Origin of the sequence: Streptomyces sp. NPDC001922, from assembly GCF_042891165.1 — a bacterium.
In the GTDB taxonomy this organism is placed as follows: Bacteria; Actinomycetota; Actinomycetes; order Streptomycetales; family Streptomycetaceae; genus Streptomyces.
The window spans coordinates 809,369-823,696 of the sequence record NZ_JBIASV010000001.1; the positions used below are offsets into that span (position 1 = coordinate 809,369).

The window sequence follows — 14,328 nt, forward strand, 5'->3', positions numbered from 1 at the left end:
GGGGCGCAGGTGCGTGTGCGTAACCCTGGAGGCGTTTGCTCGTTGGCATGTTCGAGGTCGCGACATGTGGTCGAAGGGGTGCGAGGGGGCCATGCGAGCCGAGGAGTACGCGCGGGAGCCGCTGGCCGCGGCGGTGGCCGCCTCGTCGAGCTGGGCCGGTGTGCTGCGTGCCCTGGGCCTGGAGAGCAGCGGCGGGCGGCGGCGGTCCGTTCAGCGCGCGGTGCGCGAGCTCGGCCTCGACACCGGCCACTTCACCCGGCAGCACCTGCGGTACTCCGACGAGGCCATCGCCGCGGCCGTGGCCTCGTCGTCGACGCTGCGCGAGGTCGCGGTCGCGCTGGGGGCCGCGCCGGCGCCCGGGACGCTGTCCCATCTCAGCCGCCGGATCCGCGCCGCGGGCCTCGCCGCCGAGCACCTCCCCGGCCTCAACAGGCCCTGCGGAGAACTCCCGTTCACCGCGGAGGAGCTCGCGGCGGCCGTCGCGAGCGCGGACAGCGTGCGCGGGGTGGCGCGCGCCCTCGGCGTCCCGGACGACGGCCGGACACGCGCCGTACTGCGCCGCATGCTGGCCAGGTCGGGGACCGACACCTCGCACTTCCGCCATGCCCGGAACCCTCTCCCGGACGACGCGCTGCGCCGGGCCGTGGCCGACGCGACGAGTTACGCCGGTGTCGTACGGGCCCTCGGCCTCCCGGTGAACGACGCGAGCCACCGCCGGGTACAGCGCCGAGCGGCCCGACTCGGCCTCGACACCTCGCACTTCACCCGGCGCTCCCGCCGGGTACCCCGCCCGGCCGCGCCCCCGCGCCGTACCGCGGAGGAGGTGCTGCGCATACGCCCGGAGGGCTCCCCACGCGTGGGCCGGGAGCGGCTGCACCGTGCCCTCGCCGAGACCGGCGTCCACTACGCCTGCGCGACCTGCGGCAACCCGGGCGAGTGGCGGGGCCGGCCGGTCACCCTGCAGATCGACCACATCGACGGCAACTGGCTCGACAACCGGGCGGAGAACCTCCGTTACCTCTGCCCGAACTGCCACGCGATCACCGATACGTGGTGCCGCTCACGGCGAAGCCGCTCCAGCCTCTCCGCGCCCACCCGCAGTGAGTAAGATTCCGAGTACGCGCGAGTGCCGGAACTGGTAGACGGGACGGCTTTAGGTGCCGGGGTCTTCGGACGTGGGGGTTCGACTCCCCCCTCGCGCACGGACGGCCGTGGCCCCGGGCGGGCCACGGCCGCTGTCGTCTCCGCCGGGTCAGCCCAGCAGCTCGCGCACCACCGGTGCCAGGGCGCGGAAGGCCTTGCCCCGGTGACTGATCGCGTTCTTCTCCTCGGGGGTCATCTCCGCGCAGGTCCGCGTCTCGTCCTCCGGCTGAAGGATCGGGTCGTAGCCGAAGCCGCCGGTGCCCGACGGGGCGTGGCGGAGGGTGCCGTGCAGGCGGCCCTCGACCACCCGCTCCGTGCCGTCCGGCAGGGCCAGGGCCGCCGCGCACGCGAAGTGGGCGGCACGGTGGGCGTCGACGATGTCGGAGAGCTGGGCCAGGAGCAGTTCGAGGTTGGCCTTGTCGTCCCCGTGCCGGCCCGCCCAGCGGGCGGAGAAGATGCCGGGCGCACCGCCGAGCACGTCCACGCAGAGGCCGGAGTCGTCGGCGATGGCCGGGTGGCCGGTGGCGCGGGCGAGGGCGTGGGCCTTCAGCAGGGCGTTCTCGGCGAAGGTGACGCCGGTCTCCTTGACGTCCGGGATGTCGGGGTAGGCGTCGGCGCCGACGAGTTCGACGGCGAGGCCCGCCCCCGCCAGGATGGCGCGGAGTTCGGTGACCTTGTTGGCGTTGCGGGTGGCGAGGATCAGACGCTGCATGGGCCCATTGTGGCGCCTCGGCGGCGGCCGGGTGAGCGGGGTGGCCGCGGCGGGGGTACACCGCCCCTGCCGCGGGCAACCGCGCCCGCCTCCGTACGGGGCCCCGCGCGCCCTCCCGGGACGCGGCCCGTACGCTCCCTCAGTCCACGGCCCGCACGGCTCCCGATCCGCGACTCGTACGCTTCCCGGTCCGTGGCGCGTGGGCCGTCCCGCCCCGCGGTGGGTGGGTTCAGCCCGGGGAGCAGACCTTGGTCAGCTCGGAGGCGGCGTCGGTGACGGGGGTGATGTTGGGCGTCTTGCCCTGCTCGAGGGCCGCGCGGGCGTCCTTCACTCCGGCGTTCATGTCGTCGACGGCCTTGCTGATGTCGGCGTTGTCGGTCTTGTCGCCGAGCTTGTCCAGGTTCTTGTCGATCCGGTCGAGGGCCTGCTGTGCCTTGGTGGGGTCCTCGGTGGCGTCGGAGACGGCCTGCTGGAGGTCCTGGACGCTCTCGGAGATGGTGACGGCGGTCTGGGCGCAGCTCATGGCCTTGTCGACGGCGCCGCAGCCCGCGGTGACCGGTATGGCGAGGGCGACGAGGGCGACGGCACTGAGGGCGGTGTTGCGGTGGCGCAGGGCCATGGAGTGGTTCCTCCCGTGAGGGTTCGGCCGGGCGCACGGGAGAGTCCGTGCACTCGTACTGTAAAGAACGCTCAAAGTCCCGCGGCGGTTGCCGATCCAGCGTGGTGTTCGCCACTCAGGGCGGTCCCGGCCATGGGCCTGTCGTTGGATCGGGCCGGGCCCGCGGTGCCGGCGGCGCCGCTCCCGGATTCCGCCCCGTCCGGACGACAGGCCCTCACCGGTCGCTACAGGGTGGCGGCGAGTGCCGTGCGCTGGGCCCGGTCGAGGTCGCCGCAGCCGGCCACCGCGAGGTCGAGGAGGCCGTCGAGTTCGGTGCGGGCGAAGGGGACGCCTTCGGCGGTGCCCTGGACCTCGACGAAGCGGCCGTCGCCGGTGCAGACGACGTTCATGTCGGTCTCCGCGCGGACGTCCTCCTCGTAGCAGAGGTCGAGGAGGGGGGTGCCGTCGACGATGCCGACGCTGACGGCGGAGACGGTGCCGGTGAGCGGCTTGCGCCCGGCCTTGATCAGCTTCTTGGACTGGGCCCAGGCGACGGCGTCGGCGAGGGCGACGTAGGCGCCGGTGATGGCGGCGGTGCGGGTGCCGCCGTCGGCCTGGAGGACGTCGCAGTCGAGGACGATGGTGTTCTCGCCGAGGGCCTTGCAGTCGATGACGGCGCGGAGCGAGCGTCCGATGAGCCGGGAGATCTCGTGGGTGCGGCCGCCGATCTTGCCTCGTACGGATTCGCGGTCGCCGCGGGTGTTGGTGGAGCGGGGCAGCATGGAGTACTCGGCGGTGACCCAGCCCTCGCCGCTGCCCTTGCGCCAGCGGGGGACGCCTTCGGTGACGCTGGCGGTGCAGAAGACCTTGGTGTCGCCGAAGGCGATGAGGACCGAGCCCTCGGCGTGCTTGCTCCATCCGCGCTCGATGGTGACGGGGCGCAGCTGGTCGGGGGTCCGACCGTCGATACGAGACATGGGTCGACCCTATCGGCTGTCCCGGGGAGCTTTTCCGGCCACGGCCGGGGCCGGGCGGGCGGGGGTGTTCACGCCCTGCCCGTGACGGCTGAGGGGCTGGTTCCCGGCTGCCGGCCGGCCTGTTCCTGACGGCTGACCGGGGCCGTTCCGGACGGCTGACCGGCCCCTTCCGGGCGGCTGGCCGGCCTGTTCTGAGCGGCTGGCGGCCCTGTTCCGGACGACCGGCGGGCCAGGTCCGTCCTCACGGCCGGCCTGTTCCCGGAATGCCGCGGGCCTGCGGAGCGGTGGCTCCGCAGGCCCGTGGCAGCAAGATCAGTGGCGCATCGTCCGGCGTTCGGGGGCCCGCACGGCGTCGGGGGCGCGAGCCGGGCCGCCGGTGGCCGGTGCCGGCCTCCGTGGCTCACATCATGTCTTCGATGTCCGCGGCGATGGGGTCGGCGTCGGTGCCGATGACGACCTGGATGGCGTTGCCCATCTTGACGACGCCGTGGGCACCCGCGGCCTTGAGCGCGGCCTCGTCGACGAGGGAGGAGTCCTCGACCTCGGTGCGGAGGCGGGTGATGCAGCCCTCGACCTCGACGATGTTCTCGATTCCGCCGAGCCCGGCGACGATCTTCTCAGCCTTGGTGGCCATGTCCCACTCCTGCGTGCTTCGGGGCGTCGGCGGGGTCGCCGAGTTCCAAACCGTAACGCACGTTTGGCCCACCTTCGCGGGCAAGTGTCCGCGATCGGGCGGATGATGTCGATCACGGAGCCCGCTTGCACGGGTGCGGCACAAGCGTGCTGCGACTGGTCTACACCAGTATGCCGTGTCCGCCAAACCGGCTGTCACCGGGAGGTCCGATGAGCTCCGAAGCCACCGCGGCCGCGCAGCTGCCACCGGGGAGGAACTGGACGTCGGGCCTCTTCCAGGGGCTGCAGAAGATGGGGCGCTGCCTGCAACTGCCCATCGCCGTACTGCCGGCCGCGGGCCTGCTGGTCAGCCTGGGCAATCTCTCCGCCGCGTATCTGCACGGCACGTTCTGGGACAAGACCTCCAAGGTGCTGCTGGCGGGCGGCACGGCCATTCTCGACGTCGGGCTGGGGCTGCCGCTGCTGTTCGCCATCGGGGTGGCGATCGGCTTCGCGAAGAAGGCGGACGGGTCGACGGCACTGGCGGCGGTGGCGGGCTTCCTCGTCTATCACAGCGTGCTGGCGGTGTATCCGGTGGCGGGTTCGGTCACCGACAAGACGCCGGACGGCGTGCCGCAGAATCCCGGCGTGCTCGGCGGCATCGTCATCGGACTGCTGACGGCGGTCGTCTGGCAGCGCTACCACCGCACCAAGCTGGTGGACTGGCTGGGCTTCTTCAACGGCCGCCGGCTGGTGCCGATCATCATGGCGTTCCTCTGCGCCGTGCTGGGGGTGGCCTTCGGGCTGCTGTGGGAGCCGGTGGGCGACGCCCTGAACTGGTTCGGGAAGCAGCTCATCGGCATGGGCGCGCTGGGCGCCGGCCTCTTCGGGGTGGCGAACCGGCTGCTGATCCCGATCGGGATGCACCAGTTCCTGAACACCTTCTTCTGGTTCCAGGCCGGTGAGTTCACAGGACCGGACGGGGAGACGGTGCAGGGCGACCTGACGCGGTTCCTCGCCGGGGACCCGGCGGCGGGCCAGTTCATGTCCGGCTTCTTCCCGATCATGATGTTCGGCCTGCCCGCCGCCGCGCTCGCCATCGCCCACTGCGCCCGCCCGGAGCGCCGCAAGGCCGTGACCGGCATGATGATCTCGGTGGCGCTGACCTCGTTCGTGACGGGTGTGACGGAGCCGCTGGAGTTCTCGTTCCTCTTCGCCGCGCCGCTGCTGTACGGCGTCCACGCCCTGCTCACCGGCCTGTCGTTGGCGGTCACCTGGGCGCTGGGCGTGCACGCGGGCTTCAGCTTCTCCGCGGGCGTGATCGACTACATCGTCTACTGGCACCTGGACACCAAACCCTGGCTGATCATTCCGATCGGGCTGGCGTTCGCCGTCATCTACTACATGGTCTTCCGGTTCGCGATCACGGTGTTCGACATCCGCACTCCGGGCCGGGAGCCGGAGGAGCTGGAGGAGGAGTCCGAGCGCGAGGTCACCCGGTAGCCGGAGGGGAAGCCTGCCGGGGGGAGAGAAAGCGGCCGGCGGGGCAGGGCAGTCGGCGATCCGGTCGTTCCGGAGTGGTGCGGCCGGCGATCCGGTCGGCCGGCGGCCCGGGAGCGGGGCAGCCCGGCGTCCGAGCCCGGCCATGAGACCCGCGCCCCCTCCCCCGCCCGAAACCGCAATGTCCCCTCATCCGGGAGACATCACCCGCCCCTTCCCGGGAAGACTGATTCCGGTCGTCGGCCGCTCTCCCCTGCCCCCGGGGCGTTTTGCCGGGTGTGTGAGGGTGTGAGGGAGAGCGTGGGAATCGCGGGTTCCTTATCCCGCCTTCACCGTGTTAGAAACGTGGTCTAAACCTCTGGTGGTGTAGACCACGTTTCACGCGCTCCCGAAGGAACCCCCCATGAGTACGACGACCGCCGACACGGCGCCCGCGAAGAAGCGCGGCTCCGGTCTGCTGCAGGGCCTGCAGAAGGTGGGCCGCAGTCTTCAGCTGCCCATCGCCGTCCTTCCGGCCGCCGGCATCCTCCTCCGCCTCGGCAACGACGACGTGTTCGGCAAGGACGGTCTCGGCTGGGACAAGGTGGCCGCCGTCTTCCAGACGGCGGGCGACGCGGTCTTCAAGAACCTGGCGCTGCTGTTCTGCGTGGGCGTGGCCATCGGTTTCGCGAAGAAGGCGGACGGCTCCACCGCCCTCGCCGCCCTCGTGGGCTTCCTGGTCTACAAGAACGTGCTGACCGCGTTCCCGGTGACCGAGGCGCAGATCAAGGCGGGCGAGGACGTCGCCGCGACGTACAACGACCCGGGAGTGCTCGGCGGCATCATCATGGGGCTGCTGTCCGCGGTGCTCTGGCAGCGCTACTACCGCAAGCGGCTCGTGGACTGGCTGGGCTTCTTCAACGGCCGCCGGCTGGTGCCGATCATCATGGCCTTCGTCGGCACCGCGATGGGCGTGCTGTTCGGCCTGATATGGGGCCCGATCGGCGAGGTCATCCACGGCTTCGGGGAGTGGATGACCGGGCTGGGCTCGGCGGGCGCGGGTGTCTTCGGTCTGATCAACCGGGCCCTGATCCCGGTCGGTATGCACCAGTTCGTCAACACGGTCGCCTGGCAGGAGCTCGGCAGCTTCACGGACGGCCAGGGCGACATCTGGCACGGCGACCTGAACCGGTTCTTCCACCATGACCCCACGGCCGGTCAGTTCATGTCGGGCTTCTTCCCGATCATGATGTTCGCGCTGCCCGCCGCAGCGCTCGCCATCGCCCACTGCGCCCGCCCGGAGCGGCGCAAGGCCGTGACCGGCATGATGATGTCGCTCGCGCTGACCTCGTTCGTCACCGGCATCACCGAGCCGATCGAGTTCGCGTTCATGTTCATCGCCCCGTTGCTCTACGCGATCCACACGGTGCTGACGGCCCTCTCGCTGGCCCTCACCTGGGCACTGGGCGTGCACCACGGCTTCAGCTTCTCGGCGGGGGCGATCGACTATCTGCTCAACTGGCACCTCGCCACCAAGCCGTTGCTGATCCTGCCGATCGGTCTGGCCTTCGCCGCCCTCTACTACGTGGTCTTCCGGTTCGCGATCCTCCGGTTCGACCTCACCACTCCGGGCCGGGAGCCGGAGAGCGAGGTCGAGGACATGACGAAGGCCTGATCCCTGCGGCGGGACACGCCCCGCTCGAGGACCCGGCCCTCGTGGCACGTCTTCCCCACCGGCCCCGGACCACAACGGTCCGGGGCCGGTTCGCGTTCCGGGACCGGTTCGCGTTCCGGGACCGGTTCGCGTTCCGGGGCCCGCCCCTGATCCCGTCCGCGGCCCCGCGTCCGCTCCGCACCCCTCAGCGGCGCCGGACCAACGGAAACGGCAGCGTCTCGCGGATCGTCAGGCCGGTCAGGAACATCACCAGCCGGTCCACTCCCAGACCGAGTCCGCCCGTCGGCGGCATCGCGTACTCCAGGGCCGTCAGGAAGTCCTCGTCGAGCTCCATCGCCTCCGGGTCGCCGCCCGCGGCCAGCAGCGACTGGGCGGTGAGGCGGCGGCGCTGCTCCACCGGGTCGGTCAGCTCCGAGTAGGCGGTGCCGAGTTCGGTGCCGAAGGCGACGAGGTCCCAGCGCTCGGCGAGCCGCGGGTCCTTCCGGTGCTGCCGGGTCAGCGGTGAGACCTCGGTCGGGAAGTCCTTGTAGAAGGTGGGCGGTCCGGTCCGCTCCTCGACGAGCGTGCCGTACATCTCCTCGACCACGTCGGCGCGGGAGTGCTCGGGGGTGTGCGGCACCCCCGTGCGGTCGCAGAGCCGGCGCAGCCGGGCCTCGTCGGTGTCGGGGCCGATCTCCTCGCCCAGGGCGTCGGAGAGCGCGTCGTACACGGTCCGGACCGGCCAGACACCGGAGATGTCGTGTTCGGTGACCCGGCCGTCCGGTCCGGTGGTGCGGGCGACGGGGCTGCCGAACGCGGCGGTGGCGGCGCCCTGGACGAGTTCCCGGGTGAGGTCGAGCATCACGTCGTAGTCGGCGAACGCCTGGTAGGCCTCCAGCGAGGTGAACTCGGGGTTGTGCTTGTAGGAGATGCCCTCGTTGCGGAAGTTGCGGCCCATCTCGAAGACCCGCTCCAGGCCGCCGACGCAGAGCCGCTTCAGATACAGCTCGGGGGCGATCCGCAGGTAGAGGTCGAGGTCGTAGGCGTTGATGTGGGTGGTGAACGGGCGGGCGTTGGCGCCGCCGTGGACCTGTTGCAGCATCGGCGTCTCGACCTCCAGGTAGCCGCGGTCCAGCAGCCCCTGGCGCAGGGCCTGGACGGCGGCGCCGCGCGCCCGTACGGCCTCCCGGGCCTCCGGCCGGACGACCAGGTCGAGGTAGCGCTGCCGGACCCGGGCCTCGGGGTCGGCGAGGCCGCGCCGCTTGTCGGGCAGCGGGTGCAGGCACTTGGCGGTCAGCCGCCAGTCGGTGACGAAGAGGGTCGGTTCGCCGCGGTCGCTGGTGCCGATCTCGCCGGTGGCGGTCACGTGGTCGCCGAGGTCGGTGTCGGCGGTGAAGCGGTCCAGGGCCGGCGCGCCGGTGCGGTCGCGGGTGACGGCCAGCTGGAGGTCGCCGGACCAGTCGCGGAGCACGGCGAAGACGATGCCGCCCAGATCCCGTACCAGCATGATCCGGCCGGCGACGGTGGCCCGTTCCCCGGTGCGGGCTCCGGCGGGCAGTGCGGGGTGGGCGGCGCGGACCGCGGCGAGGGTGTGGGTGGGGGTGCCGGCGTCGACGGGGTACGGGTCGGTGCCGGCCTCCCGCAGCCGCCGCAGCTTGCGGTGCCGGACGCGGACCTGTTCCGGCAGGCCGGCCAGGCCGTCCGCGGCGTCCGGCCCCGACGGGGGTCCGGCCGGGCCGAGCCGGTCGATGGGCGGCAGCCCCTCGGTGGCCGCGGGCGCGGTGATGCCGTGCGGGTGGCCCCGGCCCCACTGGGTGCGCAGGCTGGGGACGAAGCCCTCGGCGATGCCGGAGGCGAGGCTGATCCGGGCCAGGGCCCCGGCGTCGGAGTAGCAGAGGAAACGCGGGTACCACTCGGGCTGGTACTTCACGTTCGACCGGTACAGCGCCTCCAGCTGCCACCACTTGGAGAAGAACAGCAGCAGCCGGCGCCAGGCGCGCAGCACGGGTCCGGCGCCGATCCGGGCGCCCTCCTCGAACGCGGCCCGGAAGACGGCGAAGTTGAGGGAGACCCGGCGGATGCCGAGCCTTCCGGCCCGGCCGCAGACTTCGGCGACCAGGAACTCCACGATGCCGTTGGGGGCCCGCCGGTCACGGCGCATCACATCCAGCGAGATGCCGTCCCGCCCCCAGGGGACGAACGACAGCAGGGCGACCAGGCCGCCGTCGGCGTCGAACGCCTCGACGAGCAGGCAGTCCCCGTCGGCGGGGTCCCCCAGCCGGCCCAGGGCCATGGAGAAGCCGCGTTCGGTCTCGGTGTCCCGCCAGGCGTCGGCCCGCTCGACGACCTCCCGCATCTCCTCCTCGGACAGCGCGGAGTGGCGACGGATCCGGACGGTCGCGCCGGCCCGCCGCACCCGGTGGACGGCCTGCCGGGTGACGCGCATGTCCCGGCCGTCGAGGTCGAAGCCCGCCACCCCGAGCACGGCCTCGTCGCCGAGCTGCAGGGCGTTCAGGCCCGCCCGCGCGTACGCCCGCGCGCCGTCCTCGCTCGCGCCCATGACGGCGGGCACCCAGGCGTAGCGGCGCGCGAGCCGCAGCCACGCCGCGATCGCCGGGTCCCAGGCGCCGGGGTCGCCCACCGGGTCGGCGCTGGCGAGGCAGACCCCGGCCTCCACCCGGTAGGTGACGGCGGCCTTGCCGCTGGGGGCGAAGACGACGGCCTTGTCGCGGCGGGTGGCGAAGTAGCCGAGCGAGTCCTGGGCCCCGTAGGCGCCGAGGAGGGCCCGGATGCGCGCCTCCTCGTCGCCGTGCAGGGCGGAGACCACCCGCTGCGAGCGGAACAGCGTGGCGGCGGCGTTGAGCAGCGCGAGCGCGCCGAACAGCCCCAGCAGGAAGAACAGCCAGTGCGGCGGCCGGCCGTCGAAGGTGGCGCCCTCCACCAGGCCGCCCAGCACCCGGTTGGCGGCCCACGGCAGCGCCTGGTCGCGGGGCAGGGTGCCGGGGACGGCGGCGACGAGGCCCCAGCCGACGAGGATCGCCACGGCCAGCCCCGCCACGAGGACGAGCAGGGCGCGCCGGACCGCTCCGCGCCGGGTGGCGGCGTAGAACTCGCGCCGGGCGAGGAACAGCAGGGCGAGCGCCGCCGAGGCCAGGACCAGGGAGGGGATGGTGGCCCAGTAGTGACCGCCGGCGAGATAGACGGCGTCGGCGAGGACCACCAGCACCAGGTAGGCGGTGACCAGCCGCCGGGCGATCCGCTTGCGGGCGGTGGTGGCTCCGGCCAGCAGGAAGAGGAAGACGGCGTAGGCCAGGTTGGGGCTGACCGGCACCGTGAGGGTGTCGAGGAACCGGATGACCGGCCGGAGCAGGTCCCGCAGCGGGGCGATGACGGCGGTGACGGCGCAGAAGACCGCCAGGGCGCCGAAGAAGACGCCGAACCCCTCCGGCACCCGGTGCAGCAGCCGGTCCCGGGCGGCGCCGCCGCCCCGCTCCCCGGCCGGGCTGTCCCGCTCCGTCCCGGCCGCCGGGGGCCGCTCGGCGGTGGCGCTCATGCGGTCACTCTAGGGAGACCGCTGGTGGGCCGCGCGCCGAGCATCCGGTGGGCGGTACCGGTGGGCCCGCCGGTCGGGCCGTCCGGCGCGGGCCTTCCGGCCCGCTCGGTTCCGGTACCCGGCCCGGCCCGGCCCGGCCCGGCCCGGCGAGGAGTAAACCGGTGTGTCCAGCGCACGCCGGTACTAGCGTTTGCGGTGTGGTGACGTTGGCGCAGGGCGGCTGGTTCCAGCGGGAGATCGTCGCCCCCGGGCTGCTCCCGCTCTTCGTCTTCCTCTGCTCCTTCATCGCCGGATTCGGCTTCATACGGTTCAGCGTGCGCATGATCCGGGCGCAGGTGCGGTGGTGGCCGGGGAACGTCCGGCCGGGCGGGCTGCACATCCACCACGTGGTGTTCGGCGTGGTGTTCATGCTGGTGAGCGGCGTCTCGATGATCCTGGTGAACGATCCGTCGGCCACCGTGAAATCGTCCCTCGCCGGCGTCTTCGGGGTCGGCGCCGCGCTGGTCCTGGACGAGTTCGCGCTGATCCTGCACCTGCGGGACGTCTACTGGACGGAGGCGGGGCGGACCTCCGTCGACGCGGTGTTCGTGGCCGTGGCCATCTGCGGGCTGGTGCTGCTCGGATTCCGTCCGGTCGGCGTGATCGACTGGGCCGACTACTCGGCCGATCCGACGCCCGGCAGCGCCCTGCTGCTGGTCCTCTTCGTCGCCGCGGAGCTGGGCCTGGCCGTGATCACCCTGCTCAAGGGCAAGGTGTGGACCGGACTGCTCGGCCTCTTCCTCGTCCCGCTGCTGATCGTCGGTGCGGTCCGGCTGAGCCGCCCGCAGGCGCCCTGGGCCCGCTGGCGGTACCACGACAAGCCCCGCCGGCTGGCCCGGGCCGCCCGCCGGGAGCAGCGCTGGCGCCACCCGGTGGTCAACGCGAAGATCAAGTTCCAGGAGTTCCTGTCCGGCCGGCACGATCTGCCGGACCGGTGAGCGGGGTCCGGGGCGCCGCCCCGACGGCCCGTCGGCTCTGCGCGCGTCGGCCCCGTGAAAGCGGGCCCTACACCTCGTACACGGCCCGCGGGCGGGCCAGTTCGACCGGACCGTCGAAGACCTCACGGGCGTCCCGCAGATTGATCTCCGGGTCCGTCCACGGCGGAATGTGCGTCAGCAGCATCCGCCCCACCCGGGACCGCTGCGCCTGCTCCCCGGCCTCCCGGCCGTTGAGGTGCAGGTCCGGCACGTCCTCCTTGCCGTGGGTGAAGGACGCCTCGCACAGGAACAGATCGGCCCCTTCGGCGAGCCCGTCCAGCGCCGCGCAGACCCCGGTGTCGCCGGAGTACGTCAGGGTGCGCCCGCCGTGCTCGATCCGGAACGCGAACGCCTCCACCGGGTGCGCCACCCGGTCGGTGTGCACCGTGAACGGGCCCAGCTCGAAACGGCCCGGCTCCAGGGTGCGGAAGTCGAAGACCTCGCTCATCGACTTCTCCGACGGCACGTCGTCGTACGCCGTGACCAGCCGCTGCTCCGTGCCGTCCGGCCCGTAGACCGGGATCGCCTCGGGCCGTCCGCCGTCGTGCCGGTAGTAGCGGGCGACGAAGTAGCCGCACATGTCGATGCAGTGATCGGCGTGGAGGTGGCTGAGGACCACGGCGTCGAGGTCGTAGAGACCGCAGTGGCGCTGCAGCTCGCCCAGGGCGCCGTTGCCCATGTCGAGGAGCAGCCGGAAGCCGTCGGCTTCGACGAGGTAGCTCGAGCAGGCCGAGTCCGCGGACGGGAACGACCCCGAGCAGCCGACGACGGTGAGCTTCATGGAGCAGGAACCTCCGAGGCTGAGGTCCCCCATGCCGGGGGTCGAGGGGTCGGTCCGGGGAGCGTGCGGTGGGTCGAGCGTAAGGCGCGAAACGGCTGGTCGCTCCTCCACGGGCCGCCGTTGTGGGGGAACTCACCCAGCACTTCACCAGTACGGGGGGCGGTGCTGCCGCGCGGGTCCGCGGCGCGCCGGGCCACCCTGCCAGAGTACGGTTCTGAGGTTTCGGAATCCTCGGCGGACGTGGGGAGTGGTCGTGGACACCTCATGGTGGCCCGTGGTGGGTGCGGTCGTCGTCCTGGCGCTGATCGCGGCGCTGGTGGACGGGCTCGGGCGCAGCGGGCGGGGCGGGCGCCGCCCCCGGCCACGGCCGTCGCCCCGCCGCCCCTCGCGCCGGCCGCCGCGCTCCGCTTCCCGGCCCTCCGCCGGTACGGCGACGCGCCCGCCGTCGGGCACGCCGGGCCGCCCGCCGAAGCGGGTCGTGCCGGGGGGCGCGCCGCGGCCCCGGCCGGGCGAGATCTGGTGGGCGGACGTCCCGTACGAGGACGGCCCCGGCTCCAAGGACCGCCCCTGCCTGGTGCTGGACGTACGGGGGCACACCGTGCTGGTCGCCAAGATCACCAGCAAGTTCCACGACGGGCGCGCCGGGGTGATCCCGCTGCCGGAGGGGACGGTGGGGGACGCGCGGGGCCGCCAGAGCTTCCTGGAGACGGACGAGCTGCGCGAGGTCCGACTGGACGAGTTCCGCCGCTGCGCGGGGAGGCTGGACCGGTCGGTGTGGACCCGGGTCCGGCATCTGTCGGGGTGACGGGGGGCGGGGTACGGGTTCGGGGGTGACGGGGCTCCGGCCCCGTCTGCCCCTGCGGGGCCGCTCGGGGCGGGTCCGGGTATCGGAACGTCGCGCTCGTGGGCCGGAGGCGGGGGCGTCGTCCGGTCGGCCGGGGCTCGGAACGTTTCTCTCGTCGGTCGGAGGCGGGGCGTCGTGGGGTGACGGGGCCCGGAACCTTCCCCACGTGGGCCGGAGGCGCGGGCGTCGTGGGGTGACGGGGCCCGGAACCTTCCCCACGTGGGCCGGAGGCGCGGGCATCGTGGGGTGACGGGGCCCGGAACCTTCCCCACGTGGGCCGGAGGCGCGGGCATCGTGGGGTGACGGGGCCGAGGCCTCCGGGGTGGGGGGTTCTGGAACGTATATTTACGGGCCTGGCGGCCCACAAATACACGGCAGCTTCCAGAACCCCCCACCCCTGCGGCCTCGTCCCCTCCTCCCGGTGGCCCACTTCCGGTAGACACGCGCGCGCCGTGTACGGACGCCCTGCGGCCCACACCGCGATCGAGCGCATGACGCGAACGGCCGTCCGGAAGCGCGCTGTTCAGAACCCAAGTAGCCGTGCCCCGTTGCCGATCCGGCCCGTGTCCGTTCCTGGAAGACGCTCAGTTTCCCTGTCGGGAGCAGCGCGGCCCCTGTCCGGAACAAGCGGCAGGTCGGCGAAGGGCCGTTGCCACGAAACCGGCCGGGTGGGCGGACGCGCCCCGGTCCGGGACGAACTGCGCCTGTCCGTACCGAACTGCGCCTGTCCGTGCCGGACTGCGCCGGGAAGCACCGCACTCGTGCAGACGGTCACCGGGAGACGCGACATGGTGGGCGAACGGGGCCACCGGTGGGAGGGGACGGGGCCGCAGGGGTGGGGGTTCCGGGAAGCTTCCGTGTATTTGTGGGCCCCCAGGGCCCGTAAATATACGTTCCCGGAACCCCCACCCCGGAGGCCCCGGCCCCGGCACTGACTGGCATGCGCCCGCACCCCCGGG

The 14,328-nt window shown here is 72.9% G+C and carries 11 protein-coding genes and 1 tRNA gene; 6 read left to right on the forward strand and 6 right to left on the reverse strand.

Going from position 1 to position 14,328, the window contains the following annotated elements; translation table 11 throughout:
- Positions 1-91: 91 nt before the first annotated feature.
- Both ACFYYR_RS03405 and ACFYYR_RS03410 read left to right on the forward strand, forming a co-directional pair.
- Complete coding sequence (locus ACFYYR_RS03405; protein ID WP_388846356.1) at positions 92-1,108, forward strand: HNH endonuclease signature motif containing protein; 1,017 nt, start codon at positions 92-94, stop codon at positions 1,106-1,108.
- Positions 1,109-1,120: 12 nt separating this feature from the next.
- Positions 1,121-1,202: transfer RNA gene (locus ACFYYR_RS03410), tRNA-Leu, on the forward strand.
- Positions 1,203-1,252: 50 nt separating this feature from the next.
- On the opposite strand, the gene rdgB is transcribed toward ACFYYR_RS03410, so the two are convergent.
- From rdgB to ACFYYR_RS03430, 4 genes are all read right to left on the reverse strand, one after another.
- Positions 1,253-1,855, reverse strand: a complete 603-nt coding sequence (rdgB, locus tag ACFYYR_RS03415; RefSeq protein ID WP_388846358.1) for an RdgB/HAM1 family non-canonical purine NTP pyrophosphatase — start codon at positions 1,853-1,855, stop codon at positions 1,253-1,255.
- Positions 1,856-2,084: 229 nt separating this feature from the next.
- Positions 2,085-2,474, reverse strand: coding sequence for a hypothetical protein (locus ACFYYR_RS03420; protein WP_388846360.1), 390 nt, complete (start codon positions 2,472-2,474; stop codon positions 2,085-2,087).
- 224 nt (positions 2,475-2,698) lie between these two features.
- Complete coding sequence (gene rph, locus ACFYYR_RS03425) at positions 2,699-3,430, reverse strand: ribonuclease PH (protein WP_388846362.1); 732 nt, start codon at positions 3,428-3,430, stop codon at positions 2,699-2,701.
- Positions 3,431-3,830: 400 nt separating this feature from the next.
- Positions 3,831-4,310, reverse strand: coding sequence for a glucose PTS transporter subunit EIIB (locus ACFYYR_RS03430; RefSeq protein WP_388846364.1), 480 nt, complete (start codon positions 4,308-4,310; stop codon positions 3,831-3,833).
- Here ACFYYR_RS03430 and ACFYYR_RS03435 point away from each other — a divergent pair.
- The gene (locus tag ACFYYR_RS03435) at positions 4,274-5,545 is read left to right on the forward strand and encodes a PTS transporter subunit EIIC (RefSeq protein WP_388846366.1); all 1,272 of its coding nucleotides are present in this window, start codon (positions 4,274-4,276) and stop codon (positions 5,543-5,545) included. The genes ACFYYR_RS03430 and ACFYYR_RS03435 overlap by 37 nt on opposite strands.
- Before the next feature lie 400 nt (positions 5,546-5,945).
- Positions 5,946-7,196 (forward strand): PTS transporter subunit EIIC, encoded by a 1,251-nt coding sequence (locus tag ACFYYR_RS03440; protein ID WP_388846368.1) that lies wholly within the window; start codon positions 5,946-5,948, stop codon positions 7,194-7,196.
- Positions 7,197-7,380: 184 nt separating this feature from the next.
- Here ACFYYR_RS03440 and lysX read toward each other — a convergent pair whose 3' ends face one another.
- A complete protein-coding gene (lysX, locus tag ACFYYR_RS03445) occupies positions 7,381-10,728 on the reverse strand; it encodes a bifunctional lysylphosphatidylglycerol synthetase/lysine--tRNA ligase LysX (protein ID WP_388846370.1) in 3,348 nt (1,115 codons plus the stop codon).
- Positions 10,729-10,925: 197 nt separating this feature from the next.
- On the opposite strand from lysX, the gene ACFYYR_RS03450 reads away from it, so the two are divergent.
- Positions 10,926-11,705 (forward strand): hypothetical protein, encoded by a 780-nt coding sequence (locus tag ACFYYR_RS03450; protein WP_351511569.1) that lies wholly within the window; start codon positions 10,926-10,928, stop codon positions 11,703-11,705.
- 67 nt (positions 11,706-11,772) lie between these two features.
- On the opposite strand, the gene ACFYYR_RS03455 is transcribed toward ACFYYR_RS03450, so the two are convergent.
- Positions 11,773-12,525 (reverse strand): MBL fold metallo-hydrolase, encoded by a 753-nt coding sequence (locus ACFYYR_RS03455; protein ID WP_351511567.1) that lies wholly within the window; start codon positions 12,523-12,525, stop codon positions 11,773-11,775.
- A 253-nt stretch (positions 12,526-12,778) separates the two neighbouring features.
- On the opposite strand from ACFYYR_RS03455, the gene ACFYYR_RS03460 reads away from it, so the two are divergent.
- Positions 12,779-13,330, forward strand: a complete 552-nt coding sequence (locus tag ACFYYR_RS03460) for a type II toxin-antitoxin system PemK/MazF family toxin (protein ID WP_388846373.1) — start codon at positions 12,779-12,781, stop codon at positions 13,328-13,330.
- Positions 13,331-14,328: the final 998 nt, after the last annotated feature.

Excerpts from the sequence above, each read along its gene's own strand:
- ACFYYR_RS03435 (WP_388846366.1), top strand. The coding sequence starts at position 4,274 with ATGAGCTCCGAAGCCACCGCGGCCGCGCAGCTGCCACCGGGGAGGAAC.
- rdgB (WP_388846358.1), bottom strand. The coding sequence starts at position 1,855 with ATGCAGCGTCTGATCCTCGCCACCCGCAACGCCAACAAGGTCACCGAA.
- ACFYYR_RS03440 (WP_388846368.1), top strand. The coding sequence starts at position 5,946 with ATGAGTACGACGACCGCCGACACGGCGCCCGCGAAGAAGCGCGGCTCC.
- rph (WP_388846362.1), bottom strand. The coding sequence starts at position 3,430 with ATGTCTCGTATCGACGGTCGGACCCCCGACCAGCTGCGCCCCGTCACC.
- ACFYYR_RS03455 (WP_351511567.1), bottom strand. The coding sequence starts at position 12,525 with ATGAAGCTCACCGTCGTCGGCTGCTCGGGGTCGTTCCCGTCCGCGGAC.
- ACFYYR_RS03405 (WP_388846356.1), top strand. The coding sequence starts at position 92 with ATGCGAGCCGAGGAGTACGCGCGGGAGCCGCTGGCCGCGGCGGTGGCC.
- lysX (WP_388846370.1), bottom strand. The coding sequence starts at position 10,728 with ATGAGCGCCACCGCCGAGCGGCCCCCGGCGGCCGGGACGGAGCGGGAC.
- ACFYYR_RS03420 (WP_388846360.1), bottom strand. The coding sequence starts at position 2,474 with ATGGCCCTGCGCCACCGCAACACCGCCCTCAGTGCCGTCGCCCTCGTC.